The sequence below is a fragment of the Allosphingosinicella deserti genome, from assembly GCF_003012735.1.
Classification (GTDB): domain Bacteria; phylum Pseudomonadota; class Alphaproteobacteria; order Sphingomonadales; family Sphingomonadaceae; genus Allosphingosinicella; species Allosphingosinicella deserti.
This window is the reverse complement of record NZ_PXYI01000001.1, coordinates 1-25,646: the sequence shown is the minus strand read 5'-3', so window position 1 is coordinate 25,646 and position 25,646 is coordinate 1. Positions and strand designations below refer to the sequence as shown.

26 protein-coding genes and 1 pseudogene are annotated in these 25,646 nt (G+C 66.3%); 23 read left to right on the top strand and 4 right to left on the bottom strand.

Annotated features, from left to right (window positions below; genetic code table 11):
- From C7I55_RS00135 to C7I55_RS00125, 3 genes are all read left to right on the top strand, one after another.
- The gene (locus tag C7I55_RS00135; RefSeq protein ID WP_106510886.1) at positions 1–1,851 is read left to right on the top strand and encodes an autotransporter domain-containing protein; all 1,851 of its coding nucleotides are present in this window, start codon (positions 1–3) and stop codon (positions 1,849–1,851) included.
- Between the two features lie 115 nt (positions 1,852–1,966).
- Entirely contained in the window at positions 1,967–2,482 is a 516-nt protein-coding gene (locus C7I55_RS00130; protein ID WP_106510885.1) for a hypothetical protein, read from the top strand.
- A 3-nt stretch (positions 2,483–2,485) separates the two neighbouring features.
- Positions 2,486–3,034: a peroxiredoxin gene (locus C7I55_RS00125; RefSeq protein ID WP_106510884.1), complete on the top strand. Its 549-nt coding sequence runs from the start codon at positions 2,486–2,488 to the stop codon at positions 3,032–3,034.
- A 111-nt stretch (positions 3,035–3,145) separates the two neighbouring features.
- Here C7I55_RS00125 and C7I55_RS00120 read toward each other — a convergent pair whose 3' ends face one another.
- Positions 3,146–3,934, bottom strand: a complete 789-nt coding sequence (locus C7I55_RS00120) for a helix-turn-helix domain-containing protein (protein ID WP_106510883.1) — start codon at positions 3,932–3,934, stop codon at positions 3,146–3,148.
- A 191-nt stretch (positions 3,935–4,125) separates the two neighbouring features.
- Between C7I55_RS00120 and C7I55_RS00115 the strand changes: the two genes are divergently transcribed.
- From C7I55_RS00115 to C7I55_RS00060, 12 genes are all read left to right on the top strand, one after another.
- Complete coding sequence (locus C7I55_RS00115) at positions 4,126–5,568, top strand: serine hydrolase domain-containing protein (RefSeq protein WP_146150883.1); 1,443 nt, start codon at positions 4,126–4,128, stop codon at positions 5,566–5,568.
- Between the two features lie 306 nt (positions 5,569–5,874).
- Complete coding sequence (locus C7I55_RS00110; protein ID WP_158266210.1) at positions 5,875–6,882, top strand: amidohydrolase family protein; 1,008 nt, start codon at positions 5,875–5,877, stop codon at positions 6,880–6,882.
- 180 nt (positions 6,883–7,062) lie between these two features.
- On the top strand, positions 7,063–7,635 hold the full coding sequence (locus C7I55_RS00105; protein WP_106510880.1) for a NifU family protein: 573 nt from the start codon (positions 7,063–7,065) through the stop codon (positions 7,633–7,635).
- On the top strand, positions 7,635–8,234 hold the full coding sequence (tsaB, locus tag C7I55_RS00100) for a tRNA (adenosine(37)-N6)-threonylcarbamoyltransferase complex dimerization subunit type 1 TsaB (RefSeq protein WP_106510879.1): 600 nt from the start codon (positions 7,635–7,637) through the stop codon (positions 8,232–8,234). Before C7I55_RS00105 ends, tsaB begins: the two co-directional genes overlap by 1 nt.
- Complete coding sequence (locus C7I55_RS00095; protein ID WP_233221953.1) at positions 8,231–8,716, top strand: GNAT family N-acetyltransferase; 486 nt, start codon at positions 8,231–8,233, stop codon at positions 8,714–8,716. Before tsaB ends, C7I55_RS00095 begins: the two co-directional genes overlap by 4 nt.
- A 99-nt stretch (positions 8,717–8,815) precedes the next feature.
- The gene (locus tag C7I55_RS00090) at positions 8,816–9,271 is read left to right on the top strand and encodes a MucR family transcriptional regulator (protein WP_106510878.1); all 456 of its coding nucleotides are present in this window, start codon (positions 8,816–8,818) and stop codon (positions 9,269–9,271) included.
- A 172-nt stretch (positions 9,272–9,443) separates the two neighbouring features.
- The gene (locus C7I55_RS00085) at positions 9,444–9,866 is read left to right on the top strand and encodes a Fur family transcriptional regulator (RefSeq protein ID WP_106510877.1); all 423 of its coding nucleotides are present in this window, start codon (positions 9,444–9,446) and stop codon (positions 9,864–9,866) included.
- Between the two features lie 18 nt (positions 9,867–9,884).
- Positions 9,885–10,625 (top strand): lysophospholipid acyltransferase family protein, encoded by a 741-nt coding sequence (locus C7I55_RS00080; protein ID WP_233221952.1) that lies wholly within the window; start codon positions 9,885–9,887, stop codon positions 10,623–10,625.
- Positions 10,626–10,632: 7 nt separating this feature from the next.
- Positions 10,633–11,970: a tRNA (N6-isopentenyl adenosine(37)-C2)-methylthiotransferase MiaB gene (miaB, locus tag C7I55_RS00075; RefSeq protein ID WP_106510876.1), complete on the top strand. Its 1,338-nt coding sequence runs from the start codon at positions 10,633–10,635 to the stop codon at positions 11,968–11,970.
- The gene (locus C7I55_RS00070; protein WP_106510875.1) at positions 11,970–12,965 is read left to right on the top strand and encodes a PhoH family protein; all 996 of its coding nucleotides are present in this window, start codon (positions 11,970–11,972) and stop codon (positions 12,963–12,965) included. The genes miaB and C7I55_RS00070 overlap by 1 nt, the downstream gene beginning before the upstream one ends.
- The gene (ybeY, locus tag C7I55_RS00065) at positions 12,962–13,489 is read left to right on the top strand and encodes an rRNA maturation RNase YbeY (protein WP_106510874.1); all 528 of its coding nucleotides are present in this window, start codon (positions 12,962–12,964) and stop codon (positions 13,487–13,489) included. The genes C7I55_RS00070 and ybeY overlap by 4 nt, the downstream gene beginning before the upstream one ends.
- A complete protein-coding gene (locus tag C7I55_RS00060) occupies positions 13,482–14,375 on the top strand; it encodes a hemolysin family protein (protein ID WP_106510873.1) in 894 nt (297 codons plus the stop codon). The genes ybeY and C7I55_RS00060 overlap by 8 nt, the downstream gene beginning before the upstream one ends.
- Positions 14,376–14,585: 210 nt before the next feature.
- Here the strand turns inward: C7I55_RS00060 and C7I55_RS00055 are convergent, their stop codons facing one another.
- Entirely contained in the window at positions 14,586–15,074 is a 489-nt protein-coding gene (locus C7I55_RS00055; protein ID WP_106510872.1) for a TlpA family protein disulfide reductase, read from the bottom strand.
- Positions 15,075–15,409: 335 nt separating this feature from the next.
- Here C7I55_RS00055 and C7I55_RS00050 point away from each other — a divergent pair, with 335 nt between their 5' ends.
- The 8 genes from C7I55_RS00050 to C7I55_RS00015 all read left to right on the top strand — a co-directional run bounded on the left by C7I55_RS00050 (position 15,410) and on the right by C7I55_RS00015 (position 24,592).
- Positions 15,410–16,189 carry an enoyl-CoA hydratase-related protein gene (locus C7I55_RS00050; protein ID WP_106510871.1) on the top strand — a complete coding sequence of 260 codons (780 nt, stop codon included), beginning with the start codon at positions 15,410–15,412 and terminating at the stop codon, positions 16,187–16,189.
- Positions 16,190–16,270: 81 nt separating this feature from the next.
- Positions 16,271–17,803, top strand: coding sequence for an acyl-CoA carboxylase subunit beta (locus C7I55_RS00045; RefSeq protein ID WP_106510870.1), 1,533 nt, complete (start codon positions 16,271–16,273; stop codon positions 17,801–17,803).
- Positions 17,784–18,032, top strand: a complete 249-nt coding sequence (locus C7I55_RS00040) for a hypothetical protein (RefSeq protein ID WP_106510869.1) — start codon at positions 17,784–17,786, stop codon at positions 18,030–18,032. Before C7I55_RS00045 ends, C7I55_RS00040 begins: the two co-directional genes overlap by 20 nt.
- The gene (gene mce, locus C7I55_RS00035; RefSeq protein WP_106510868.1) at positions 18,029–18,448 is read left to right on the top strand and encodes a methylmalonyl-CoA epimerase; all 420 of its coding nucleotides are present in this window, start codon (positions 18,029–18,031) and stop codon (positions 18,446–18,448) included. The genes C7I55_RS00040 and mce overlap by 4 nt, the downstream gene beginning before the upstream one ends.
- Positions 18,449–18,491: 43 nt before the next feature.
- Positions 18,492–18,728 carry a hypothetical protein gene (locus tag C7I55_RS00030; protein WP_106510867.1) on the top strand — a complete coding sequence of 79 codons (237 nt, stop codon included), beginning with the start codon at positions 18,492–18,494 and terminating at the stop codon, positions 18,726–18,728.
- Between the two features lie 343 nt (positions 18,729–19,071).
- On the top strand, positions 19,072–21,306 hold the full coding sequence (gene scpA, locus C7I55_RS00025; RefSeq protein WP_106510866.1) for a methylmalonyl-CoA mutase: 2,235 nt from the start codon (positions 19,072–19,074) through the stop codon (positions 21,304–21,306).
- A 203-nt stretch (positions 21,307–21,509) separates the two neighbouring features.
- On the top strand, positions 21,510–22,514 hold the full coding sequence (bioB, locus tag C7I55_RS00020; protein WP_106510865.1) for a biotin synthase BioB: 1,005 nt from the start codon (positions 21,510–21,512) through the stop codon (positions 22,512–22,514).
- A gap of 68 nt (positions 22,515–22,582) precedes the next feature.
- Positions 22,583–24,592 carry an acetyl-CoA carboxylase biotin carboxylase subunit gene (locus tag C7I55_RS00015; RefSeq protein WP_106510864.1) on the top strand — a complete coding sequence of 670 codons (2,010 nt, stop codon included), beginning with the start codon at positions 22,583–22,585 and terminating at the stop codon, positions 24,590–24,592.
- Between the two features lie 114 nt (positions 24,593–24,706).
- Here the strand turns inward: C7I55_RS00015 and C7I55_RS00010 are convergent, their stop codons facing one another.
- Together C7I55_RS00010 and C7I55_RS28420 are read right to left on the bottom strand one after the other, a co-directional pair.
- Complete coding sequence (locus C7I55_RS00010; protein WP_106510863.1) at positions 24,707–25,390, bottom strand: DUF805 domain-containing protein; 684 nt, start codon at positions 25,388–25,390, stop codon at positions 24,707–24,709.
- Positions 25,391–25,534: 144 nt separating this feature from the next.
- Positions 25,535–25,646 (bottom strand): annotated as a pseudogene (locus C7I55_RS28420) (IS630 family transposase); the annotation flags it as partial.

The following is a 25,646-nucleotide window of genomic DNA, read 5'->3' as shown; positions in this document are numbered from 1 at the left end:
ATGTCGCGTTCCCGCTTTGCATTTCCGTGCGCCGCCGCCGCAGCGGCGCTCCTCTGCGCCGCGCCGGCCGCAGCGCAGACGGTCGACCGCATCGTCGCATTCGGCGACAGCTATGCCGACGACGGCAACTTCTTCGAGCTGACTAACATTCCGCGTCCGGCAATCTACCCGAACGGCCGCTTCTCCAACGGCACCAACTTCGTCGACACGATGGGCCAGTTGCTTTCGGTGCCGATCGATAATTTCGCCATCGGCGGTGCCTTCGCCAACAACGGCAACATCAACGGTGCCGCATTCCCCGGTTTCGTCACGGAATATCAGTCCTTTCTGGCCGGCGGCGGACCGGCCGCTTTCCCGCGTGTGAGCGGGCGCCTCGATGCCAATGATCTCGTCGTCGTCTCGATCGGCGGCAACGATGCACGGGCCTATGAGCGCAGCCTCGGCCCGGCCCCAACCGCCGCGCAGGTGCAGGGCCTCATCGCCGGCGCACCGGCCCAGGCGCAATTGCGCGTCGGCGAGACGATGACTGGCATCAATGCCCTGGTGAATGCCGGCGCGCGCAACATCACCTTTCTCGCGGGCGATGTCGGCCGTCTGCCCGAAGTGGCCGGCTCGCCCATCGCCCCGATCGGCACTGCCTACGCCAACGCCTTCAACAGCGGCATTCAGACGCGTCTCGCAGAGACGGCCGCGAACGGGGTCATCGTCGATTATCTCGATCTGTCGCAGGTCGGTTCGGCCGTCGAGCGCAACCCCGCCGCCTTCGGCCTGATCAGCGCCGGCGCCTGCCCGGTCGCCTGCGTCACCACCGATCCAAGCCTGCTCGACAAATATCTTTTCTACGTCGATCAGCTCCACCTGACCTCGGCCGGCTTCGCGATCGTTGGCCGCTACGCCGTCCGCCAGCTCGAGGCACCGCTGCACTTCCAGGCGCAGACCGATCTCGGCCTGCAGGCGGCAAGCAGCTTCGGCAGCACGCTCCAAGGCCGCCTCGATCTCTCGACCGCGCGGACCGGCGACAATGGCAGCGGGCTCTCCGTCTACGCCATGGTCAACGCGGCAAGCCGCAAATTCGCTCGCAGCGCCACCAATCTCGCCTACGATACCGACACGTTCGGGGTCACCGCCGGTGCCGAATATGAGCTCGGCAGCCTGATCTTCGGCCTCGCACTCAACCACAGCCGTCCCCGGGCCGACATGATCGCGGGCACCGGCAAGGTTCGCGCCAAGGCGTGGCAGGTCGGCGGCTATGCCGGCTGGGCCGATAACGGCGCATTCGTCCAGGCTCATGGCGGCATCGGCTGGGTCGATTACGACATCACCCGAAATGCGGTGATCGACGAAATCACTGCCGAGGCGGACGGCCGTACGATCATGGCCGGCGCCAAGGCCGGCTATCTGCTCGATCTCGGCGGCTTCAGCCTCGGCCCGGTCGTCGGCCTGCAATATGCCAAGGCGAAGATCGACGCTTATTCCGAAACCGGCGATGCGGTGCTGACCCTCGATGTCGACGACCAGAACGTCAAGGCACTGGTCGGCAGCGCCGGCCTCGAAGCTCGCGGAACGCTCGATGCGGGCGGTCTCGCCGTCCATCCCTTCGCCGCGCTCACCGCCGAAAAGGATTTCGAAGGGGACGGCCGCACGATCCGCTACGCCGGCACCGCCTCGCCGGCGATCGTCAACAGCTTCGTGCTGCCCAATCGTTCCCGGGACGTCTACGGCCGCCTCGCCGCGGGCGCGCGCCTCTCGCTCGGCGAAGCGGCCTCGCTCGCCGTCGAGGGCAGCACCAGCTTCTCGCAGGACGGCAGCGACGACATTGCCGGGTTCGTCGGACTCACCGTTGGCTTCTGAGGCGCTCGATCATCGCGGACAAGGCTGTGCACGGGCGGAGGGGCGCCGATGACGCTTCGTCGTGCCATGCCGTCGTTGAGAGCGTAAGAAGTACCAGGATCGCATCGGGGCAGGAGTGAGCAAGGAACGTCACAAACGTCATGCCACGTGGCGGGCGCTCGGCGGGCAGCCGCTGATCACCCTTGCGACACACGTGGAAAAGGAGCTCGTGCGCGAACTCCTGGCGGTCGGGTTCGAACACGCTGATGTGTACATGCGCGATCCCGCCGATCCCGTCAGCGGCAGGGAAATCCATCTGGAGCGCGCGGCGCGAGGCGACATCCAGTCCATCACCTTCGCCTTTGACAAATATCGCAGGCCTGCTTTCCAGATCCATATCCAGCAGCGGAATGCCGGGGCACCGGGTGATTTCGTTCGTGCGGCGAATCTCGTGCGGCGCCCTCATCAACATCTGTACTTCTGGGGCAAGCCTTGGTGGCTGCCGGCGCGCTTCTGGTCGGACCGTATGTCTCGCCGCACGGTTGCTTATCTGGTGGGCAAGCTTGATCAAGCGCTGGCATTCCTCGACGACGGACATCGTGGCCCGAACATCAGTCGCTCGACCGACAGCATCACAGCGAAACCGGAGTAGGAAATGAGAAGAACGTTCGTCGCAGCTCTGTCCGCGCCGGCCTTCGCCGTCACCGCACTCGCGGCGGCTGCGCTCCCGGTCGGGGCGCCCGCCCCGGATTTCTCGCTCTCGGGCGCACTCGCCGGCAAGCCCGTCACCTTCTCGCTCCAGCAGGCGCTGCGCAAGGGACCGGTGGTGCTCTATTTCTTCCCGGCCGCCTTCACTGCCGGCTGCACGGTCGAAGCGCATCTCTTCGCCGAAGCGACCGACTCGTTCCGCAAGCTGGGCGCGACCGTCGTCGGCGTGACCGCCGGTAATGTCGAACGAGTCGCCGAATTCTCCACCGCGGGATGCCGCGACAAGTTCGCCGTGGCGGCCGATCCGGGCGCCAGGGTCGCCGCCCGCTATCTGGCAACCAACGGCCGTGCCGACGCGCCACTGTCGAGCCGCACCTCCTACGTGATCGCACCGGGCGGCAGGATCCTGCTCAGCTACACCGATCCCAACCCGCAGCAGCACGTCCAGCGCACGCTCGCGGCTGTAAAAGCGTGGAAAGCGAAACGCCCCCGTTGAGGGCGGTTGATCGCGGCAGGCCATGCACCGGATCGGCGGAGCTCAACTTGTCCGGCGGCAGCACGCTCGGACTGCGCTTATGGTGCAGTCTGCGCTGGCCGCGAAGCAATGCTATCGGACGAAATAGCCGACGACTTTCCAGCCGGACGGCTCGCGAACCACGATCACCGTCTCGAACGCCTCGGGCTTGCGCGCATAAGCGGTGCGGAACTGGATCACTTCATAGACCCCGGCCGGAGCCCCGGGCAGGCTCGTCGTCGGGGCGACGCTCACCAGCGTGCGGGAGGACATCTGGCCGAGCGGCTGCAGAACCGCCTCCACGGTCGATGCCCATTGCGCCTTGGTCAGCTGCGACCGGAACTGCGATCCCGCCGCCTCCCAGCTCTGGTCCCATGCTCCGCGGTCGATCAGAGCCATCCAGGCGCGCGCAGGGACCAAGCCTCGCGATTGTGTCTCGGCAGCGGCAGTCGCGGCTGCCGCCGCTTGCGTTCCACGGACGGGGCTCGCCCCGTCATTTCCCTGCAGCGCAAAGGTGAGAACGGCGCCTGCGATGATCAGCGACATGATGAACATCCCTCCTCCAAACCAGACGAAGCCGATCGCTCCGCCGCGCCGCCGATGCGGCCCGCCGGGTCCTTCCATGTCCTTACCGCTGGGAACCACCCCAAATTCTTTGTCCCCGAGCGGATTGGGGTCCTGCCCCTCCAATGCGGCAAGGCGTCTCGCCGCTTCGCGGCTGCTCGAAACGCCCAGTTTGCGGCGGGCGTCTCGCAGGCGCTCGTTGACGGTGTGCACGGAGAGGCCGAGCGACGCGGCAATGGATTTGGCGTCATGGCCGGCAAGGAGCAGACGCAGGGTCTCTTTCTCGCGTTCGCCAAGAGCAGGGAAACCGTCGTTCATTCGCGTTGGTCGGACTTCCCCATGCTGTTCCTGAAACCCTACGCGATCGGCTGGCGGCTTTCCACCTTCGGACGGCCGTGGCCTCCGTCCGACCGAAGCCGGGCGAGGCGCTTTACAGGTCCGCGCAGTGGAACTGCTTCTCCTTCGCCGCCGTCCATGCAATCATCCCGCGGGATGCTTCGGGGGCCAAATTGAAAAACTTGAACTCGATCGCCGCGACGCGGGCCCTTGCCCGTCTCGCCACCATGGCGGCCGCTGGCGTGCTCGTCCTCGGCGGCGCGGTGCCGGCGCAGGCTGCAGCGCACTCCAGGGCAGGTGCAATCGACACTGCAGCGCTCGACCGGCTGGCAGAGCAAGCTCACGCGCGGGGCCTGTTCAACGGCACCCTCCTGGTCGCCCGCAACGGCAGAATCGTCTATCAGCGCGCGACCGGCGTCGCCGATGGGGCTCGAACACGGGCGCTGACGACGCGGGATCGGTTCGGCATCGGCTCGATCGGCAAGGAATTCAGCGCGGTCGCGCTGATGATGCTCGAACGCCAGGGCGCGCTTCGGCTGGACGATCCGGTGTCGCGGTTCGTGCCGGGGCTCCCCGCCTGGGGCGATCAGGTGCTGGTGCGCCACCTGCTCGATTACACCAGCGGCCTTCCCGGGCTGCGGCCGAATGCGGCGGGCGACTCATTGCTTGCAGATCTGCGCGCGCTGCCGGCACTGCAATTTGCGCCTGGAACCGGCTATCTCTACTCGAACAACAACATCGTGCTTCGGCGCTCCGTGCTCGAGGCCGCGGCCCGCACCAGTTTCGCCGATTATGCACAGCGGATGCTGCTGCGCCCGTGCGGCATGCGCGACGCGGTCATCGATCCTCCGCCCGGTGCCGCCGACGTCGCGGCGGCGTTCGACAACGATTTCGTCGGCGATGCCGCAGGCGAGGCGATGCCCGGTTTCTGGATCCGGGTAACGGCGAACGATCTCTACCGTTGGAGCGAGTGTCTGAAGTCGGGACGGCTCCTCCCCGTCGAGACCCTCGCGCGCCACGCCAACGCCGATCCGAAGAAGGACGGCGCGCTCGGACGAATCAGCCTCGCGAACGGAGCGATCCAGCGCCATCGCCACCAGGGCTCGAGCTACAATTTCGAAGCGTGGCTGGAAGCCGATTGGGCCGATGGCACGACCGTGGTGGTGCTGACCAACAACAAGAATTTCCGGGTCGGCGAACTGGCCCAGGCCGCGTTCGATATTGCCGGCGGCAAGCCCTATGTCGTTCCGAAGCGTTCGATCTTCCTCGCATTGCGCGACCGGATCGCGAAACAGGGCTTCGACGCGGGTATGGCCTGGCTCCGCACGCTGCCGCAAGCCGAGGCGGAGACGTACGATCTCGCCGCCCAGGAAGGCGATCTGAACCGAACCGCTTATTATCTGCTGCAGAACGGCAAGCGAGACGACGCCGTGCGGCTCTTCCGCCACATCGCCGACGCCTATCCCGCCAGCGCGAATGCATGGGACAGCCTGGGCGAGGCGCTCGAGGCCGCCGGGGAAGGCGAGGAGGCCCTGACCAGCTACCGCAAGGCCCTTGCCCTCGACCCGGCGCTCACATCGTCGCGCGATGCCGTCGCGCGGCTGTCGGGCCGCTGAGCAGGTATCTTGCGTGGATAGGGCGCAGCGAGCAAGACGAGAGGCCGAGCCATATGCGAGTGGGCTGCACATTTGAACATCCGGAGGCAATGACGTGCAACAGGAACCAGCGCGGGAAGAGAGTGAAGCTCAGCCTCGGCGGCGACCCCTCCGCCGCTGGGGATGCCTCCTGGCGGTGATCCTCCTCCCGATCCTCCTCCTCGGCCTTTATCGCTACGCCATCTCTCAGGGGACGGCGCAATCGGTGAGTTTCCAGATATGATGCCAGGCGGAGCGGCAACGATGTCCCACCGCGGAGTACGGGACATGCGACCATCGATCATCGCTTTGTGCGCCCTGTTCGTGTCCTCCGCCACGGCTTCGCAGACCCCGGCCCGGACCCCGGTCATCGACATGCACATCCACGCTTACGGTGCCGGCGGCGAGGGGCCGCCTTCCTATGTCTGCGTGCCATTTCCGAAATGGCTGCCGCTCGATCCGGGCAAGGGCGGAACCGGCCTGCCGACGTACATGAAGGAGATGTTCGGCGATCCCGCCTGCCCAAACCGCTTCTTCTCCGCCGGGAGCGATGACGAACTGCGCACCAGGACGATCGCGGCGCTGCGCCGGAACGACGTCTATGCAGTGGCCGGCGGGACGCCTGCCTATGTCGACCGCTGGCTCGCCGACGAACCCGACCGCCTGATCCCCGCAGTCGGCGCGGGCGCGCCCGATCGGCTGCCCTCAATCGACGAGTTGCGCAAGCGCCACGCAGCCGGACGCCTCAAGGTCCTCTCCGAACTCAGCTTCCAATATCAAGGCATCAGACCCGACGATCCGCGGATCGAACCTTATTGGTCGCTTGCCGAAGAGCTCGACATTCCCGTCGGCATCCACATGGGTCCGGGTCCGCCGGGCATCACCTATTTCGCCACCCCAGGCTACCGCGCGGCGCTTTCGGACCCGCTGCTTCTCGAGCCCGTGCTGGTCAGGCATCCGAAGCTGCGCGTGTTCGTGATGCACGCCGGCTATCCGTTCAAGGACCAGATGATGGCTCTGATGGCCGCCCACCCCCAGGTCTATGCCGAATTTGGCTTCCTGACGGCCGGCTACCGCGACAGCGATATCTGGCCCTATCTGCGTGCCTTCATCGACGCGGGCTTCGAGGACCGCATCCTTTACGGGACCGACCAGATGGTGTGGCCGGACCTCGTCGACGCGAGCCTCGTGCGTGTCCGGAAAGCCCCTGGCATCAGCGCGGCGGTGAAGCGCAAATTCCTTTACGAGAACGCCGCTCGCTTCCTGCGGATCGATCCGGCGGGCGTGATGAAGTAGGGTCCCGCAAAGGGAGCCCGTAGTTCGGGCGGCACCGGGCGATAGCGAGTCCGTGGCCGCCTTCGACACCACCAACCATAACGGCGTCGAAGGAACGGTTCATGGGCATTCGGTTCGCACACAGGAACCGGTCGCCTGCGGCCACTTGATCAGACCTCCTCTCCGCGCCACATGGGCCCTATGCTGATCCAGACCGAAACCACGCCCAATCCGGCGACCCTGAAATTCCTGCCCGGCCAGAAGGTCATGGACGCCGGCACCCGCGATTTCGCCACGCCCGAGGATGCGGAGGTTTCGCCGCTCGCGGAGGCCTTGTTTTCGCTCGGTGACGTCGAGGGCGTGTTCTTCGGCCGCGACTTTATCTCGGTCACCGCCGGCCCCGGTGCCGAGTGGCGGGATCTGAAGCCGCAGGTGCTCGGCATCCTGCTTGATCATTTTTCGAGCGCTGCCCCGCTGTTCCGCGCCGCGACCGCCGCCGGGATCACCGTCGACAGTCCCGAGGATTTCGGCGACGATCCCGCCGATGCCGAAATCGTCGAGCAGATCCGCGAGCTGATCGAGACTCGCGTTCGTCCGGCCGTTGCCCAGGATGGCGGCGACATCGTCTATCGCGGCTTCCGCGGCGGCACGGTCTTCCTGGCGATGCACGGCGCCTGCTCCGGCTGTCCGTCATCGACGATGACCTTGAAAAGCGGGATCGAAAGTCTCCTCAAACATTATGTTCCCGAGGTCGAAACCGTCGAAGCTGTCTGATGCTTCTCGCGATCGACAGCGCGACGGCCGCCTGCTCGGCGGCGCTGATCGACGGTGACGCGCTGCTCGACGAACGCTTCGAGCTGGTCGGGCGCGGCCATGCTGAGCGCCTGCTGCCGATGATCGAAGAACTGCTCGCCGGCCGCCGTCCCGCCGGCATCCTCGTCGATTGCGGCCCGGGCAGCTTCACCGGCGTCCGCGTCGGCCTGGCCGCGGCGCACGGCCTGGCGATCGGCTGGGGCATACCCTTGTTCGGCTATTCGTCGATGGCGGTGCTTGCCGCGACCTGCGTGCAGGAGTCGCTTGCGGTTGCGCTGCATGGAGGACATGGTCAGCTTTTCGTGCAGAGTTTCACCCATGCACCACTCGAGCCCGTCGACGCGCTCCGATCCCTTCCTCCCGAAGACGCCGCTTCGTCCGTGGCCGAAGCGCTGGTGATCGGATCCGGCGCGCAAGCGCTGGTCGAAGCCCGCGGCCGAGGCGAGGCGCGCGATGCCCTGCCCCGCGCCGCGGACGCGCGCTTGCTCCCGCAGGCGCTCAGGAGCCTACCCGCCAAGCCGCTGTACGGCCGCGCCCCCGACGCGAAGCCGCTGCCGTGACCACCGAAGAGATACTCGTCGAGGAAGCCGGCGTCGCCGATCTCGAGGCGGTGATGCGGGTGATGAACGACAGTTTCGATCCCGCTTTCGGCGAGGCCTGGACGGCGCCGCAATGCGCTGGATTGCTGCCTCTGCCCGGCGTGTGGCTGACCCTCGCCCGCGATGCGAACTCGCGGCCGCTCGGCTTCGCACTCAGCCGAGTGGTCGCCGGAGAAGCCGAATTGTTGCTGCTCGCAGTGCGCAACTCCGCCCAGCGCCGCGGTGTCGGTGCACGCTTGATCGAGCGGTTCATCTCCGATTCCTCGGTACGCAATGCCGAACGTCTTCATCTCGAAGTCCGCGACGGCAATCACGCCATTGCGCTCTACAAACGCTACGGCTTCGGTGAAGTTGGGCGCCGCAAGAACTATTATAGCGGGTCTTCCGGCGAGCGTTTCGATGCGCTCACCCTCGCGCGAAGCACAGATATTCGCCGTACCTGATCTCCAGATCGCGATAAGGCTTGTAAAAACATCCAAAACGGATCATTCCGGATCCGGAAGGGGTGTCTTGTAACCTCGTGGGAACAGCGGGCAGGTAAAATGGCTGAGAATAGCGACACGACTGAAACTCTGGTGACCCTCACTGCCGACATCGTGTCGGCCCACGTCAGCAACAACAGCGTCGCAGTGAACGACCTGCCGCAGCTGATTCAGAACGTACACACCGCGCTGATTGGTCTCGGGACCAAGGCTGAGCCTGCGCCGGTGAAGCAGGACCCTGCGGTTTCGATCCGCGCGTCGGTCAAGCCCGATTTCATCGTGTGCCTGGAAGACGGCAAGAAGCTGAAGATGCTCAAGCGTCACCTGATGACTCACTATCAGATGACTCCGGACGAATATCGTCAGAAGTGGGGCCTCAACGCCGACTATCCGATGGTTGCCCCGAACTATGCCGAGCAGCGCCGCTCGCTTGCCAAGAAGATCGGCCTCGGTACCAAGCGCCGCAAGACTGCGCCCGCCAAGGCCGCGCCGGCCAAGGGCTCGCGCCGCAGCTGACGCTTCGACTGGCATGTGGCGGAAGTGCGATGCGCTTCCGCCCTTTGCCTCCCTCCCCGCCTCACCCGCGATCGACGGGCGAGCCGCTCGCCGCGCGAAGCGCACCCCCGGTCTTCATGACGCGCGCGCTGCACCTTGTTCGGCCGGTGGATTCGGCTAAACCGGGCGGCGAATGACACGCAGGATCGACATCGAGGCGCTCTGCGCCGAAAAGGGGCTGAGGATCACCGAGCAGCGGCGGGTGATCGCGCGAGTCCTCTCCGAAGCCGAAGACCATCCGGACGTCGAGGCGCTGCATGCCCGCGCCTCCGCGATCGATGCCGGCATTTCGATCGCGACCGTCTACCGTACCGTCCGTTTGTTCGAGGAAGCGGGTATTCTCGAACGCCATGATTTCGGCGACGGCCGCGCCCGCTACGAAGCGGCGGATGCGACCCATCACGATCACCTGATCGACGTCGAGACCGGCAACGTCATCGAATTCGTCGACGAGGAACTCGAGGCGCTGCAGCGCAAGATCGCCGAGAAGCTCGGCTTCCGCCTCGTCGATCACCGGATGGAGCTGTACGGCGTCGCCGTCGACCGCAAGATCTGAGCCGGAGCGGCAGCGCGTGTGATCCGCTTCGGCCTGCGCATTGCTGCGATCATTCTTACCCTGCTCGTCTGCCTGCCGCTCCATTATGCCTGGAAAGCGGCACGCGCCCGGTCGCCCTGGCCGCGCCGCTTTCTCGGCGCAGTCGGCCGCATCGCCGGCATGAAGGTCGAAGTCCGCGGCACGCCCCTGCCCTCCCACGTTCTCTACGCCGCCAATCACCTGAGCTGGCTCGACATCATGCTGATCGCCGGTGCGAGCGGCGCCGCCTTCGTTTCGCGTGACGATGTCGAGCGCTGGCCGGTGATCGGCTGGCTCGCCGGGCTCAACGACACGGTGTTCGTCGATCGCTCGGATCGGCGCGCCGTCCATGGCCAGGCGCAGACGCTGCGCGGCGCGCTTGCCCGGGGCCAGCCCGTCGCCCTGTTCCCGGAAGGAACCACCGACGGCGGCACGTCGATCCTGCCGTTCCGCGCCAGCCTGTTCGAATCGCTTTTCCCGCCGCTGCCCGGGATCCGCGTGCAGCCCGTCGCCATTGATTATGGGGCCGCCGCGACGGACATCGCGTGGGTCGGCAAGGAAAGCGCCGGCGCCAACGTCCGCCGTGTGCTGTCGCGGCACGGGACCGTTCCGGTCATCCTCGATTTCCGCCCGCCCCTCGATCCGGCCGCGGCGCCGGACCGCAAGGCGCTGGCCCAGGCCGCGCGCAGCGAAATCCTCTCGGTGCTGCACCCTTCCGAAGCTGCAGCGGATCGCCTATAGGCGCGCGATGGACAATCCCCGGACTTTTCACGTCAAATCCTTCGGCTGTCAGATGAACGTCTATGACGGCGAGCGGATGAGCGAATTGTTGCAGGCTGAGGGCATGACCGCCGCTGCCGAGGGCAGCGATGCAGATCTGGTCGTGCTCAATACCTGCCATATCCGGGAACGTGCGTCGGAGAAGGTCTATTCGGATATTGGCCGCCTGCGCCGCGACGACGGCAGCCGGCCGATGATCGCGGTTGCCGGCTGCGTCGCCCAGGCCGAGGGTGCCGAGATCCCGCGCCGCGCGCCCGCAGTCGACATCGTCGTCGGGCCGCAGGCCTATCATCGCCTGCCCGAGCTGGTCCGCAAGGCCCGCGGCGGCGAAAAGGCGCTCGACACCGATATGCCGCTGCAGTCCAAGTTCGGTGCCCTGCCGGCGCGCCGGCGCCAGGGCACCAGCGCCTTCCTCACCGTCCAGGAAGGCTGCGACAAATTCTGCACCTATTGCGTGGTGCCCTATACGCGGGGCGCCGAAGTCTCGCGCGGCTGGGCTGCGATCGTCGATGAGGCCAAGGCTTTGGTCGATGGCGGTGCCCGCGAAATCACCCTGCTCGGACAGAACGTCAACGCCTGGGAAGGCGAGGATGAGCGAGGCCGGCTGCAGGGCCTCGACGGCCTGATCCGCGCGCTCGACGCGCTGCCCGGCCTGGAGCGTATCCGCTACACGACCAGCCACCCCAACGACATGCGCGAGGGACTGATCCGCGCCCATGCCGAAGTCGCCAAGCTGATGCCCTATCTCCATCTGCCCGTGCAGTCGGGCAGCAGCCGCATCCTGAAGGCGATGAACCGCAGCCACACCGCCGAAAGCTATCTCGACGTGATCTCGCGGGTTCGCGCCGCGCGGCCCGACATCGCCATTTCGGGCGATTTCATCGTCGGCTTCCCCGGCGAGACCGAGGCCGATTTCGAGGACACGCTGAAAATCGTTGCGGCGGTGAACTACGCGCAGGCTTACTCGTTCAAATATTCCCCGCGGCCGGGCACTCCGGCCGCTGCCATGAACGAGCAGGTTCCCGCTGAAATGATGGACGAACGGCTGCAACGGCTGCAGGCTCTGCTCAGCGAGAGATCGCTCGCATTCAACCGCGCGACGATCGGCAAGCGCACCAGCGTGCTGATCGAGCGTCAGGGCCGCAGGCCGGGCCAGATGCTCGGCAAGTCGCCCTGGCTTCAATCGGTGCATGTCGAGACGGAGGCGAAGATCGGCGAGGTAATCGAGGTTGAGATCGAAGGGGCACTGCCCAATTCGCTGGCCGGCCGCATGCTGACCCTGACTCCGACGGCGGTCGCCGCCTGATGGCTCAGAAACGCAGCCCCGAAAGCGCCGCGCCGCGCGCGCGCCTGGAGATCGAGTTCGAGCAGCCGCATCTGCTCGGGCCCTTGTTCGGCGAATTCGATCGCAACCTGGTCTCGATCGAGGATCGGCTCGGAGTCTATATCGCCGCGCGCGGTGCACGCGTCCAAATCGAGGGCGAGCCGGAAGCGGCGGCCCGCGCCCGCGACGTGCTGCTCGGCCTCTACAACCGTCTGGACGAGGGCCAGGACGTCGATACCGGCATGGTCGAGGCGGTGATCGCCATGTCCGGCCAACCCACTTTGGAGGGAATCATTTCGACCGACGTCGCCGAACCGCCCAAGGTGATGATCCGCACGCGCAAGAAGACGATCGTGCCGCGCTCGCAGATGCAGGCCGTCTACATGGAGGCGCTGGCGCGCGACGACATGATCTTCGCACTCGGCCCCGCCGGCACCGGCAAGACCTATGTCGCCGTCGCCCAGGCCGTGCAGCAGCTGATCGGCGGCTCGGTCGACCGCCTGATCTTGTCGCGCCCCGCGGTCGAGGCCGGCGAGCGGCTCGGCTTCCTGCCCGGTGACATGAAGGAAAAGGTCGATCCCTACCTGCGCCCGCTTTACGATGCGCTCTACGACATGCTCCCCGCCGAGCAGGTCGAGCGCCGCATCGCCAGCGGCGAGATCGAGATCGCGCCGATCGCCTTCATGCGCGGACGCACCTTGTCCGATGCCTTCATCATTCTCGACGAAGCGCAGAACACCACGCCGGCGCAGATGAAGATGTTCCTCACCCGCTTCGGCATGCGCAGCCGGATGGTGATTTGCGGCGATCCGCTGCAGGTCGATCTTCCCGATCCCGGCAAGTCGGGCCTCGCCGACGCGGTCGGCCTCCTCGAGGGCGTTCAGGGCATCGCCACGGTCCGCTTCGGCGCCGGCGACGTCGTCCGCCACCCGCTCGTGGGCAGGATCGTCGAGGCCTATGAGGGCAAGAGGGCATGATCCTCGTCGAATCCGACGTATCAGGGGAGTGGGACAGTAGCACCGGCCTGCCGGCCTTGGCCGAGCGGGCGGTGCGGGCGGCGGTCGCCGCCAGCGACTGGAACGATCTCGGCGACAGCCCGCTTGCGGTCGAGGTCTCGGTCAAGTTCACCGAGGATGACGAGGTTCATGCCCTGAACGCGCAATATCGCGCCAAGGACAAGCCGACCAACGTGCTCTCCTTCCCGATGATCGAGGCGGATCTGCTCGACCGGATCGTCGCTGCCGGCAAAGGCGAGGTTCTGCTCGGCGACGTCGTCCTCGCGCGCGGCGTGTGCGCCGCCGAAGCGGCCGACAAGGGCATCTCGATCGACGACCACGCGGCCCATCTCGTGGTACACGGCACCCTGCACCTCCTCGGCTACGACCATGAGGAGGGCGAGGAGGAAGCCGAAGCGATGGAAGACACCGAACGCCGTGCGCTCGCCGCTCTCGGCATCGCCGATCCCTATTCGACGGAGGTTCAATCCCAATCCGATGCCTGACGACGAGGATAGTCAACCCGAGACCAGCGAGGCCCCGAGTTTCTGGCGAGGCCTGCGCACCTTCCTGTTCGGTGAGGAAAGCGAGGCAACGCTCCGCGCGGAGATCGAGGAAGCGATCGAAAGCCACGAGGGCGAAGTGCCCGCGGTCGGCGATCTCTCACCGATCGAACGCCAGATGCTCCGCAACCTGCTCCACTTCGGCGAGAGCACGGTCGCCGACATTGCCGTGCCGCGCGGCGACATCATTGCGGTCGACAGCGAGATCAGCTTCGAGGAGCTGGTTGCCGCCTTCGTCGAGGCGCAGCACAGCCGCCTCCCCGTCTACCAGGAGAGCCTCGACCAGGTGATCGGGATGGTCCACGTCAAGGACGTGTTCACCGTGCAGATGACCGGCGCCGAGCCGCCGGCCGACATCGCCACCCTGCTCCGCAAGCCGCTTTATGTGCCGGAATCGATGGGCGTGCTCGATCTGCTGGCGCGAATGCGCGCGGAGCGGGTCCACCTCGCCATCGTCGTCGACGAGTTCGGCGGCACCGAGGGCCTCGTCACCATCGAGGACGTGGTCGAGGAGATCGTCGGCGAGATCGAGGACGAGCATGACGAGGCGGCGCCCGGGATGCTGATCCCGATCGAGGACGGCATCTGGGACGCCGACGCCCGCGCAGAGCTCGACGAGGTCGCCATCACCATCGACGGCCGCCTCGCCACCGAGGAAGATGTCGACACTCTGGGCGGCCTCGCGACCGTGCTCGCCGGTCACGTGCCCCAGCAAGGCGAGATCGTCGAACATCCCTCGGGCTGGCGCCTCGAAGTCACCGAGAGCGATTCCCGCCGGGTTACCCGCCTCCGGTTGCATGCGCCGGAAGAAACCGCCCTCATCGAATAGGCCGCACCCAGATCCTCCCCGCTCGCGGGGAGGGGGACCAGCTGAAAGCTGATGGAGGGGTTCCGAGACCCACACTGCCGCTGGAACTGCAGGAGCCGAGCGGATCTCGCCCCCCTCCACCGCACTTCGTGCGGTCTCTCTCCCCGTTCCGCGGAGGACCTGAATGTCTCGCGGATTCACGGGACCAAAAACCGGCCGATCGGCCGTGCCTTATTCCGGCGCCGGCTCCCGAAGCAGCGGGATGATCAGGTCGATGAACTCCTCGGTCTCGAACGATCCCGCCTTGGCGAAACGCAGCACCCCGGCCCGATCGATCACGTAGGTGGTCGGAACGCCCTTCAGGATCGGATAATTGCCCTTGATGCCGCGCGCGAGCGGATAGGACAGCACCGCCGCCACCTTCTTCAGTGCATAAGGCTGCACCGAATCCTCGGTGGTGACGCCGAAGATCTCGAAGCCATGCTGCTTGTAGCGGGCGTGGAAGTTGCTCATCATCGGCATCTCGGACTTGCACGGTCCGCACCACGTCGCCCAATGGTTGATCACCACCACCTTGCCGCGCATTTCGGCCAGGGTCACCTTCTTCTTGTCGAAGGTCGTGATCGTGAAAGCCGGCGCCGCAGCCCCGATCTTCGGCGCCGCCCCTACCGGCGAAACCGCCGCCACGGCAACCGCCGCAGCCACCAATCCATAACGCATCAGAAGCCCCCCTCCGCCCCCAAGCTGCGACGCGCCCGACCTTGTGTCAATGTCGCCGGACATGCTCCAACCACAACAAGCGCCTCAGACGCGAACTTGGCCTTGCGGCCGTCGCCCTCTACGTTCCCGCCGATAGGGCCGATCTGCCCATTCCCTCACGAAGCCACGAAGATGCACGAGGCCGCGAAGCGGCCTTGCGTCCCGCGTTCCTGAGCCCTCCGTAAATGTCCGCCGGCTCGCGCTCATCTTACCGAATTGGTCTGGGCGGCAGGCATGCAGACCCGCCGACATTGCAAGCACCCGAAGCCGCTGCTCTAACGGCGGCAGGAGGAGCCATGGCCTACGACAACATCCGGGTCGAACAGACCCCAGCCCAGGTCGCTGCGATCACGCTGGCGCGGCCGGAGCGGTTGAATGCGTTGACGATCGGATTGCTCGACGAGCTCCGCGACGCGGTGATCGAAGCCGGGCAATCGGGCGCGCGATGCCTGCTGATCACCGGCGAGGGACGCGGCTTTTCGAGCGGGGCCGATCTCACCGCGGCCGGCGGGCTGCCCGAGGATGCCGGCGCCGCGCTGGAGGCGCATTTCAATCCGCTGATCGAGGCGCTGTTCGCCTGCCCGGTCCCGGTCGTCGCAGCGGTCAACGGCCCCGCCGCGGGCGCCGGCTGCTCGATCGCGCTCGCCGCCGACATCGTCATCGCCGCGCGCTCCGCTTACTTCCTGCAGGCGTTCGTCAATGTCGGCCTCATTCCCGATGCCGGCGCGACCTGGCTGCTGCCGCGGCTGGTCGGGCGGGCCCGCGCGCTCGAGATGATGCTGCTCGGCGAGCGCGTGTCGGCCGAGCAGGCCCAGGCCTGGGGCATGATCGCGCGGGTGGTCGACGATGCCGATCTCGCGGCCGAGTCCGCCGCGCTCGCCGCCAATCTCGCCAAGGGGCCGACCGTCGCGCTCGGCCTCATCCGCCGGCTCGCCCGCGACGCCGAGCAGCTGTCGCTCACCGACGCCCTCGCCGCCGAACGCATCGCCCAGCGCGACGCGGGACGCAGCCGGGATTTCGCCGCCGCCGTCGCCGCCTTCCTGCAGAAGCAGCCGCCCCGCTTCGAAGGCCGCTGACCCGGGATCCGGCCGCCCGATTGCCTCCCTCCGATGCCGCGCCTAAGGGACGGCAAGCATAAGAGAGGATGAACATTCTTCATGGCGACCAGGATCGACGAGCTCGAATCACGCCGTGCGGCGGCCCAGCTTGGCGGCGGCGAAAAGCGGATCGAGGCCCAGCACGCCAAGGGCCGGCTGACCGCACGCGAGCGGCTGAGCGTGCTGCTCGATCCCGGCAGCTTCGAAGAATATGACATGTTCGTCGAGCACAATTGCGCCGATTTCGGCATGGACACGCAGAAGATCCCCGGCGACGGCGTCGTCACCGGATCGGGCACGATCAACGGCAGATTGGTCTACGTCTTCGCCCAGGATTTCACCGTGTTCGGCGGCTCGCTCTCCGAGCGCCACGCCCAGAAGATCTGCAAGATCATGGACATGGCGCTGAAGGTCGGCGCGCCGGTGATCGGCCTGAACGACAGCGGCGGCGCCCGCATCCAGGAAGGCGTCGCCAGCCTCGGCGGCTATGCCGAAGTCTTCCAGCGCAACGTGCTCGCCTCCGGCGTGGTGCCGCAACTGAGCCTGATCATGGGCCCCTGCGCCGGCGGCGCGGTCTACTCGCCGGCGATGACCGACTTCATCTTCATGGTGAAGGATTCGAGCTACATGTTCGTCACCGGCCCGGACGTGGTGAAGACGGTGACCAACGAGGTCGTCACCCAGGAGGAACTGGGCGGCGCGGTCACCCACACCACCAAGTCGGGCGTTGCCGATGTCGCCTTCGAGAACGACATCGACGCCCTCCGCGCCACCCGCGACTTCTTCGATTTCCTGCCGCTCTCCAACCGCCACGATCTGCCGGAGCGGACCTGCACCGATCCCTGGGACCGGATCGAGGACAGCCTCGACACACTGATCCCGGACAGCGCCTCCAGGCCCTACGACATGCACGAGCTCATCCGGAAGGTGGTCGACGAGGGTGATTTCTTCGAGATCCAGCCGGCCCATGCCGCCAACATCATCGTCGGCTTCGGCCGTATCGAGGGGCGCACCGTCGGCATCGTCGCCAACCAGCCGATGGTCCTCGCCGGCGTGCTCGACATCGCCTCGTCCAAGAAAGCCGGACGGTTCGTGCGCTTCTGCGACGCCTTCGACATCCCGATCGTTACCTTCGTCGACGTGCCCGGCTTCCTCCCCGGCGTTGCCCAGGAGCATAACGGCATCATCAAGAACGGCGCGAAGCTGCTCTTCGCTTATGCCGAGGCGACCGTGCCCAAGATCACCGTGATCACCCGCAAGGCCTATGGCGGCGCCTATGACGTGATGGCCTCCAAGCATCTGCGCGGTGACTTGAACTATGCCTGGCCGACCGCCGAGATCGCCGTCATGGGCGCGCGCGGCGCGGTCGAGATCATCTTCCGCAAGGATATCGGCGATCCCGACAAGATCGCCGCCCGCACCGCCGACTATGAATCCCGCTTCGCCAATCCGTTCGTAGCCGCCTCCAAGGGGTTCATCGACGAAGTGATCATGCCCCATTCCACCCGCCGGCGCATCGCCCTCGGCCTTCGCAAGCTGCGCAACAAGCAACTCGAAAATCCGTGGAAGAAGCATGACAACATTCCGCTCTGAGGATATCCTCGTCGGGATCGTCGCGCTTGGCCTGCTGCCTTGGATCGGCTGGACGGTGCGCCGCGGCCTGCGCGCCGGCCGCCTCCCGATCGGCCGCGGCCACATCGTCCGCACCGAGCGGCCGGGCGCCTTCAACGCCCTGCTGTTCTTCTACGGCGTCGCGGCCCTGCTGATGGCTGCGATCGCGCTCGATCTCCTGTTCCACATCGACTTCGGATTCCGCTCATGACCCTCGGCCGCCTCAACCATGTCGGCATCGCCACGCCGTCTATCGAGACCAGCATCGCGCTTTACCGGGACCTGCTCGGCGCGACCAAGATCCACGATCCGTTCGATCTTCCCGCGCAAGGGGTGCGTGTGTGCTTCGTCGACATGCCGAACAGCCAGATCGAGTTGATCGAGCCGCTCGGCGAAGCCTCCCCGCTCCACGGCTTCCTCGCCAGGAACCCCGCCGGCGGCCAGCACCATATCTGCTTCGAAGTGCCCGACATCCACGCCGCCAAGGCGGAGATGGAAGCCAAGGGCGCGAAGGTCCTCGGCGAGCCGCGAATCGGCGCCCACGGCACCCCGGTGATCTTCGTTCACCCGAAGAATATGGGCGGCGTGCTCGTCGAGCTGATGGAGACACCGAAGGGGGCGCATTGACTTGGCGCTGGCATGCACGGGGGCGGAGGCGTAGGATTTCGTCATGACCGAGCCCGTCACGATTGCGCTTAGTGGTGCTGACCTCGCCGAGCTTCGCGCATGGGCGGAGACGAGCGAGAGAGACCTCGAATCACTGCTCCAGGAAGCGGTGCAGGAGTATCTTCAGCGCGGACGAGCCTGGATTGCCGACACCCGCAAGGCAGAGGCATCGCCCTTCCACGATCTCGCCCGGCTCGAGGCAGAGCTGCGAGCCAGGCGCGCACACCCACGTCGAGCTTGATAACGGCACGGCTTCGGAAACACCATTCGCCCCGAGCTTGTCGAAGGGTCTCCCTTGCTGTTTAGGGCGTTGAACAAGGAACGGGCTTTGACAATGACGGGGTGCCGCTGACCCTGACAGCGGAGGAGCCCCGTCATCAGCCGGAACGGATCGAAACATGTCTGAGAAACGCGTCATCCAGATCACCGGCCAAGGTAGCGGCGACGCGTTGCAAAGCACCCACTGAGCAAGAACCGCCTGGCCTTTGAGGCACCGTTCGCCCCGAGCTTGTCGAGGGGCCTTCCTTGTTGTTTAGGGAGTCGAACAGGGGCTTCGACCGGCTCGGCCCCGAACGGATCGAAACATGTCTGAGAAGCCCATCATCGAAACCAACACCGGCGAGGATTCGGGCGCAGTCGCGGAAGGCGCCGCGCCGAACCAGCGCGCTGCGACACCGGCCGCCACGACTCCCACCCGCGCAGATTGGGATGCCGCCGCCGCCAAGGAGGTCAGGAACAAGGACCTCACCTGGCACACGCCCGAGGGCATTGCGGTCAAGCCGCTCTACACCGCCGCCGACAGCGCCGATATCGATCCCGGCCTGCCCGGCTTCGCGCCCTTCACCCGTGGTCCCTATGCCTCGATGTACACGGGGCGGCCCTGGACGATCCGCCAATATGCCGGCTTCTCCACCGCCGAGGAATCGAACGCTTTCTATCGCCGCAATCTCGCCGCCGGTCAGAAAGGGCTGTCGGTCGCCTTCGATCTCGCCACCCACCGCGGCTATGACAGCGATCATCCGCGCGTCGTCGGCGATGTCGGCAAGGCCGGGGTCGCGATCGACAGCGTCGAAGACATGAAGATCCTCTTCGACACCATCCCATTGGACACGATGAGCGTGTCGATGACGATGAACGGTGCGGTGCTGCCGGTGCTCGCTTTCTACATCGTCGCCGCCGAGGAACAGGGCGTCTCCCAGGGCCAGCTTTCGGGCACGATCCAGAACGACATCCTCAAGGAGTTCGCCGTCCGCAACACCTATATCTACCCGCCGGCGCCCTCGATGCGGATCGTCGCCGACATCATCGCCTACACCTCGCAGCACATGCCGCGCTTCAATTCGATTTCGATCAGCGGCTACCATATGCTGGAGGCCGGCGCGACCGCGGTGCAGGAGCTCGCCTTCACCCTCGCCGACGGCATGGAATATGTCCGCGCCGCCCGCGCCAAGGGGCTGGAGGTCGACGCTTTCGCGCCGCGCCTGTCCTTCTTCTTCGGCATCGGCATGAACTTCTTCATGGAGATCGCCAAGCTCCGCGCCGCCCGCACTTTGTGGCACAGGATCATGGACGATTTCGGGGCGAAGACCGAGAAATCGAAGATGCTGCGCACCCATTGCCAGACGTCGGGCGTGTCGCTGACCGAGCAGGATCCCTACAACAATGTCGTGCGCACCACGATCGAGGCGATGGCGGCGGTGTTGGGCGGCACCCAGTCGCTCCACACCAACAGCTTCGACGAGGCGATCGCCCTGCCGACCGACACTTCGGCCCGCATCGCCCGCAACACCCAGCTCATCCTCGCCGAGGAGAGCGGCATCACCAACGTCGCCGATCCGCTGGGCGGCTCCTACTTCATCGAGAGCCTGACCAGGGATCTCGCCGACCGCGCCTGGGCGCTGATCCAGGAGGTCGAGGCGATGGGCGGGATGACCGCCGCGGTCGCCGAAGGGCTGCCCAAGCGCCGCATCGAGGAAGCCTCCGCCGCCCGCGCCGCCAGCGTCGATCGAGGCGAGACGGTGATCGTCGGCGTCAACCGCTACCGGCTCGACAACGAGGCGCCGATCGAGACGCTCGAGATCGACAACGCCCGGGTTCGCGCCGGCCAGATCACCCGCCTCGATCGAGTCCGCGCCGGCCGCGACGAAGCTGCCGTCCAGGCCGCGCTGCAGGCGATCCGCGACGGCGCCGCCGGCGATGCCAACCTCCTCGCTTTGGCCGTCGACGCGGCGCGCGCCCGCGCCACCCTCGGCGAAATCTCGTCGGCGATGGAGGACGTGTTCGGCCGCTACGACACGATCCCGACTCCGGTGAGCGGCATCTACGGCGCCGCCTACAAGGGCGATGCCCGCTGGGGCCGTGCCGAAGAAGGCGTCGACGCGGTCGAGCGCCGGCTCGGCCGCCGCCCCCGCATCCTGATTGCCAAGATGGGCCAGGACGGTCATGATCGCGGCGCCAACCTCGTCGCCTCCGCATTCGGCGATCTCGGATTCGACATCGTCTCCGGCCCGCTCTTCCAGACTCCCGAGGAAAGCGCCCGCCTCGCCGTCGACCGGGACGTCGACGTCGTCGGTGCCTCCAGCCTCGCCGCCGGCCACAAGACCCTGGTCCCCGAACTGATCGCCCAGCTCCGCGCGCTCGGCCGCGCGGACATCAAAGTCGTCGTCGGAGGAGTCATCCCGGCACGCGACTACGACATGCTGCGCGAAGCCGGAGTCCAGGCGATCTTCGGCCCCGGCACCAACCTGGTCGACGCTGCCGGCGAAGTGCTGAAACTGCTCGGCCACAACCTCCCGCCCCTCGACGAGACGGCGGCGTGAGCGAGGCTCACCCGATCCTTCCCGATGCTCCCCGTCCCCCTCTTCCCCTCCCTATCCGGGAGGGGCTAGGGGTGGGTCAGGTGCAGCGGGGGCTCGATGCCCCCGGTGGCGCTCGCTGGGCCGCAGGGCTCGCTGCGCTTGCACCCACCCCCTACCCCCTTCCCTTCCAGGGAGGGGAGACGTTGCTGCCAGGAAATTCTTCAATGACCCTCTCCTCACACGACCGCACCGACTGGACCCGCGCGGAAATCGCCGGGATCTTCGACCGCCCCTTCCTCGACCTCGTCTCGGAAGCGCAAGCGGTCCACCGCCGCTGGCACGCGCCGAACGAAGTCCAGCTCTCCACCTTGCTGTCGATCAAGACCGGCGGCTGCGCCGAAGATTGCGGCTATTGCAGCCAGTCGGCCTTCGCCAAATCCGGCCTCAAGGCCGAGAAACTGATGAACGTCGACGCGGTGCTGGCCTCCGCCGCCGAGGCCAAGGCGGCGGGCTCAGGCCGCTTCTGCATGGGTGCCGCCTGGCGCGAGCCCAAGGAGCGCGACATGGACGCGCTCTGCACGATGGTGGCCGGGGTCAAGGCGATGGGCCTCGAGACCTGCATGACTTTGGGCATGCTGACCCGCGAGCAATCCGAGCGGCTCGCCGCCGCCGGCCTCGATTATTACAACCACAATCTCGACACCTCGCCCGAACATTATGGCGAGATCATCACCACCCGCACCTATCAGGAGCGGCTGGACACGCTCGAAAATGTCCGCGCGTCGGGCATGTCTGTCTGCTGCGGCGGCATCGTCGGCATGGGCGAGACCCGCGAGGACCGGGTCGGCTTCCTCCACGCCCTCGCCACCCTGCCCGCGCATCCCGAAAGCGTGCCGATCAACGCTCTCGTGCCGGTCCGTGGCACCGTCCGCGGCGATTCGATGCTCGCCGGCCAGCATGCGAAGATCGACGACATCGAGTTCGTCCGCACCGTCGCCGTCGCCCGCATCCTGATGCCGCGCTCGATGGTCCGGCTGTCCGCGGGCCGCGAGAGCATGAGCGAGAGCACGCAGGCACTCTGCTTCCTGGCGGGCGCGAACTCGATCTTCACCGGCGACAAATTGCTCACCACCGGCAATGCCGGCGCCGGTGCCGACGCCGAATTGTTCGCCAAGCTCGGCCTGCGCGCGATGACCTCTGAGGAGCCGGCCCGGGTGGCGGCGGAGTGATCCTTCCGCTCGCGGATGAGGCACAGAATGAAAGAGGCGCGGGCACACGCGCTCATGAGGAAGCCTGAATGTTCAAAAAGATCCTGATCGCGAACCGCGGCGAGATCGCCTGCCGGGTGATCCGCACCGCCAAGAAGATGGGCATCGAGACGGTCGCCGTTTACTCGGATGCCGACGCCCGCGCGCCGCACGTCCGCATGGCCGATCAGTCCGTCCGCCTCGGCCCGCCGCCGGCGAGCGAATCCTACTTGAATGCCGAACTGATCATCATGGCGTGCAAGGAGACCGGCGCCGAGGCGGTCCATCCCGGCTACGGCTTCCTGTCGGAGCGCGAGAGCTTCGCGCGCGCCCTTGCCGACGCAGGCATCGCGTTCATCGGACCTCCCCCAAAAGCCATTGCGGCGATGGGTGACAAGATCGAATCGAAGAAGCTCGCTAAGGCGGCGGGGGTCAATGTCGTCCCCGGTTTCCTCGGCGACATCGCCAGCACCGACGATGCGGTGCGGATCGCCGGCGAGGTCGGCTATCCGGTGATGATGAAGGCCTCGGCCGGCGGCGGCGGCAAGGGGATGCGACTTGCCTGGTCCGAACAGGACGTGCGCGAAGGCTTCGAGGCAACCAAGCGCGAGGGCCTCGCCAGCTTCGGCGACGACCGTGTGTTCATCGAGAAATTCATCGAAAGCCCGCGCCACATCGAGATCCAGCTGATCGGCGATCAGCACGGCAACGTCCTCTATCTGGGCGAGCGCGAATGCTCGATCCAGCGCCGCCACCAGAAGGTGGTCGAAGAGGCCCCCTCGCCCTTCGTCACGCCGGAGATGCGCCGGGCGATGGGCGAGCAGGCGGTCGCGCTCGCCAAGGCGGTCGGCTATTTCTCCGCCGGCACGGTCGAGCTGATCGTCTCCGGCGCCGATCCGACCGGCAAGAGCTTCTACTTTCTGGAGATGAACACCCGGCTGCAGGTGGAGCATCCGGTCACCGAGGAAATCACCGGCCTCGATCTCGTCGAGCTGATGATCCGTGTCGCCGCCGGCGAGAAATTGCCGCTGACCCAGGATCAGGTGCAGCTCAAGGGCTGGGCCGTGGAGAACCGAGTCTATGCCGAGGATCCCTATCGCGGCTTTCTGCCCTCGACGGGCCGCCTCGTCCGCTATCAGCCGCCGCGCGAGAAACGCGGCGCCGACGGCGTCACCCGGGTCGACGACGGCGTCTTCGAGGGCGGCGAAGTGTCGATGTTCTACGATCCGATGATCGCGAAACTGGTCACCTGGGCACCGAGCCGCGAGGCGGCGATCGACCGCCAGATCGACGCGCTCGACAGCTTCCGCCTGGAAGGCATCGGCCACAATGTCGATTTCCTGTCCGCGCTGATGCAGCATCCGCGCTTCCGCAGCGGCGCGATCACCACCGGCTTCATCGCCGAGGAATATCCCGAAGGCTTCGCCGGCGCACCCGCCGATCCGCTGCTGGTCAAGGATCTCGCCGTGATCGCGGCGCTGATCACCGTCGAAACGGAGGCCCGCGCCGCCTCGATCAGCGGCCAGCTCGGCGGCGCCATCCCCCCTCCCGACGAACATATCGTCCGGGTCGCCGGCGCCGAGCACCGCATCCGCTTCGAAGGCTTCGAGGGCGGCGTCATCGCCCAGGTCGACGGCAATGCCGGCTGGGAAGTGATCGCCCGCTGGCAGCCGGGACAGCCGCTGATCAAGGCTCGGGTCGACGAACGCAGCCGCACCGTCCAGGTGGCGAAAGCCGGACGCCAGTGGAAGCTCACCACCCGCGGCGCCGCCCACATCGTCGACGTCCTGCCCGCCCATGTCGCCGACCTGTCGCGTCACATGATCGAGAAGGTGCCGCCGGATCTCTCCAAATTCCTGATCTGCCCGATGCCCGGCCTGCTCACAGCCTTGAACGTCGGCGAGGGCGACGCCGTCGAAGCCGGCCAGCCGCTCGCCGTCGTCGAAGCGATGAAGATGGAGAACATCCTCCGCGCCGAGAAATCCGGCCGGGTGAGAACGGTCTCCGCCAAACCCGGCGAGAGCCTCGCCGTGGACGCGGTCATCCTCGAGTTCGAGTAAGCACCGCTCGGTCTCGTCCACATCATCGGCAAGACGTGTCGCATCCTTCATGCGGCCGACCTCAATGAAGGGCGGAGCAGATCATGCGCCGCTTTTAGCCGGCCGTGTCGGTGGTCACATTGTATTTCCCTCGTTGAGCAATACGTCGAGCCGGTCCGATGAAGTGGCATTCTCCTCACCAAGCGTGCTTTTGCTTCTTGATGTGCCCATTTCGTCGGCCACGTTCGCAGACGGCGGCATACCCTCTCCGGAGTTCTTCATCCGCCACTCCGCCTCGCGGGCCATTCCTGCTTGCCAGCTAACCACCGCAAAGCCGAAGGCCGTACCCGCAACAAGGAAGGCGAAGGCGACCAACAAGCCACTTTTGCTCCCAAGTTCGCCGCTGCTGGCCGAACCTGGGGGCGGTGGCCCGTAACGATTTGCGCGTCCCATCCCCGGGCGCAGCAACAGCCAGGCAAGCGCGGCGCCGGCCACTGCCTGCATGGACCAGAACGCAGCATTGGCGCCGTTTGCCATCCAGTAGACGCACCCGAACATTCCCAGCGCCAGAGCGCTTGCGCCTACGAGCAACCCGAGCCGACCAGACTGGCCGCAATCGTGAATCCGCCGTACGCATTCGGTAGCCAGCTTTGCGCCGACGAGGCCAAGTCCCGCATATACCGACACCAATGCGGCCCCCTCTGCGTACCGCAAGGTCACCACACCCGATACTACAAACCCGAGACTCAAGATGAACCATGCCAGCCACCGTGCGACACCGGAACGCGCTTCGAAGGAGAAGAAGCGAATGAGCCACATCGGATACTTACTCCATAGGAGTCATGGGCCCAGGAACAGGCAAGCTGATTGTACATACAGCATAATTCATTCCAGGCAGGATCGTCCCCTCTTGTCGATGGGCGTCAACTGAACGCCAATGTCGGTCCTTAGAGCATGATCATCTTAGACTGAAGCATATCCGCTGTTTGCGAGGTAGTTTGCGCATTCGACGGGGTCGAAGCAGTCGAGGAGGGTTCCGATGCGCTTCCAGCAGGCTTCGACGGTGCGCTCCTCG

Coding starts and splice junctions, on each gene's coding strand:
- C7I55_RS00135 (WP_106510886.1), top strand. CDS start 1: ATGTCGCGTTCCCGCTTTGCATTTCCGTGCGCCGCCGCCGCAGCGGCG.
- C7I55_RS00125 (WP_106510884.1), top strand. CDS start 2,486: ATGAGAAGAACGTTCGTCGCAGCTCTGTCCGCGCCGGCCTTCGCCGTC.
- C7I55_RS00120 (WP_106510883.1), bottom strand. CDS start 3,934: ATGAACGACGGTTTCCCTGCTCTTGGCGAACGCGAGAAAGAGACCCTG.
- C7I55_RS00110 (WP_158266210.1), top strand. CDS start 5,875: ATGCGACCATCGATCATCGCTTTGTGCGCCCTGTTCGTGTCCTCCGCC.
- C7I55_RS00105 (WP_106510880.1), top strand. CDS start 7,063: ATGCTGATCCAGACCGAAACCACGCCCAATCCGGCGACCCTGAAATTC.
- tsaB (WP_106510879.1), top strand. CDS start 7,635: ATGCTTCTCGCGATCGACAGCGCGACGGCCGCCTGCTCGGCGGCGCTG.
- C7I55_RS00090 (WP_106510878.1), top strand. CDS start 8,816: ATGGCTGAGAATAGCGACACGACTGAAACTCTGGTGACCCTCACTGCC.
- C7I55_RS00085 (WP_106510877.1), top strand. CDS start 9,444: ATGACACGCAGGATCGACATCGAGGCGCTCTGCGCCGAAAAGGGGCTG.
- miaB (WP_106510876.1), top strand. CDS start 10,633: ATGGACAATCCCCGGACTTTTCACGTCAAATCCTTCGGCTGTCAGATG.
- C7I55_RS00070 (WP_106510875.1), top strand. CDS start 11,970: ATGGCTCAGAAACGCAGCCCCGAAAGCGCCGCGCCGCGCGCGCGCCTG.
- ybeY (WP_106510874.1), top strand. CDS start 12,962: ATGATCCTCGTCGAATCCGACGTATCAGGGGAGTGGGACAGTAGCACC.
- C7I55_RS00060 (WP_106510873.1), top strand. CDS start 13,482: ATGCCTGACGACGAGGATAGTCAACCCGAGACCAGCGAGGCCCCGAGT.
- C7I55_RS00055 (WP_106510872.1), bottom strand. CDS start 15,074: ATGCGTTATGGATTGGTGGCTGCGGCGGTTGCCGTGGCGGCGGTTTCG.
- C7I55_RS00050 (WP_106510871.1), top strand. CDS start 15,410: ATGGCCTACGACAACATCCGGGTCGAACAGACCCCAGCCCAGGTCGCT.
- C7I55_RS00045 (WP_106510870.1), top strand. CDS start 16,271: ATGGCGACCAGGATCGACGAGCTCGAATCACGCCGTGCGGCGGCCCAG.
- C7I55_RS00040 (WP_106510869.1), top strand. CDS start 17,784: ATGACAACATTCCGCTCTGAGGATATCCTCGTCGGGATCGTCGCGCTT.
- mce (WP_106510868.1), top strand. CDS start 18,029: ATGACCCTCGGCCGCCTCAACCATGTCGGCATCGCCACGCCGTCTATC.
- C7I55_RS00030 (WP_106510867.1), top strand. CDS start 18,492: ATGACCGAGCCCGTCACGATTGCGCTTAGTGGTGCTGACCTCGCCGAG.
- scpA (WP_106510866.1), top strand. CDS start 19,072: ATGTCTGAGAAGCCCATCATCGAAACCAACACCGGCGAGGATTCGGGC.
- bioB (WP_106510865.1), top strand. CDS start 21,510: ATGACCCTCTCCTCACACGACCGCACCGACTGGACCCGCGCGGAAATC.
- C7I55_RS00015 (WP_106510864.1), top strand. CDS start 22,583: ATGTTCAAAAAGATCCTGATCGCGAACCGCGGCGAGATCGCCTGCCGG.
- C7I55_RS00010 (WP_106510863.1), bottom strand. CDS start 25,390: ATGTGGCTCATTCGCTTCTTCTCCTTCGAAGCGCGTTCCGGTGTCGCA.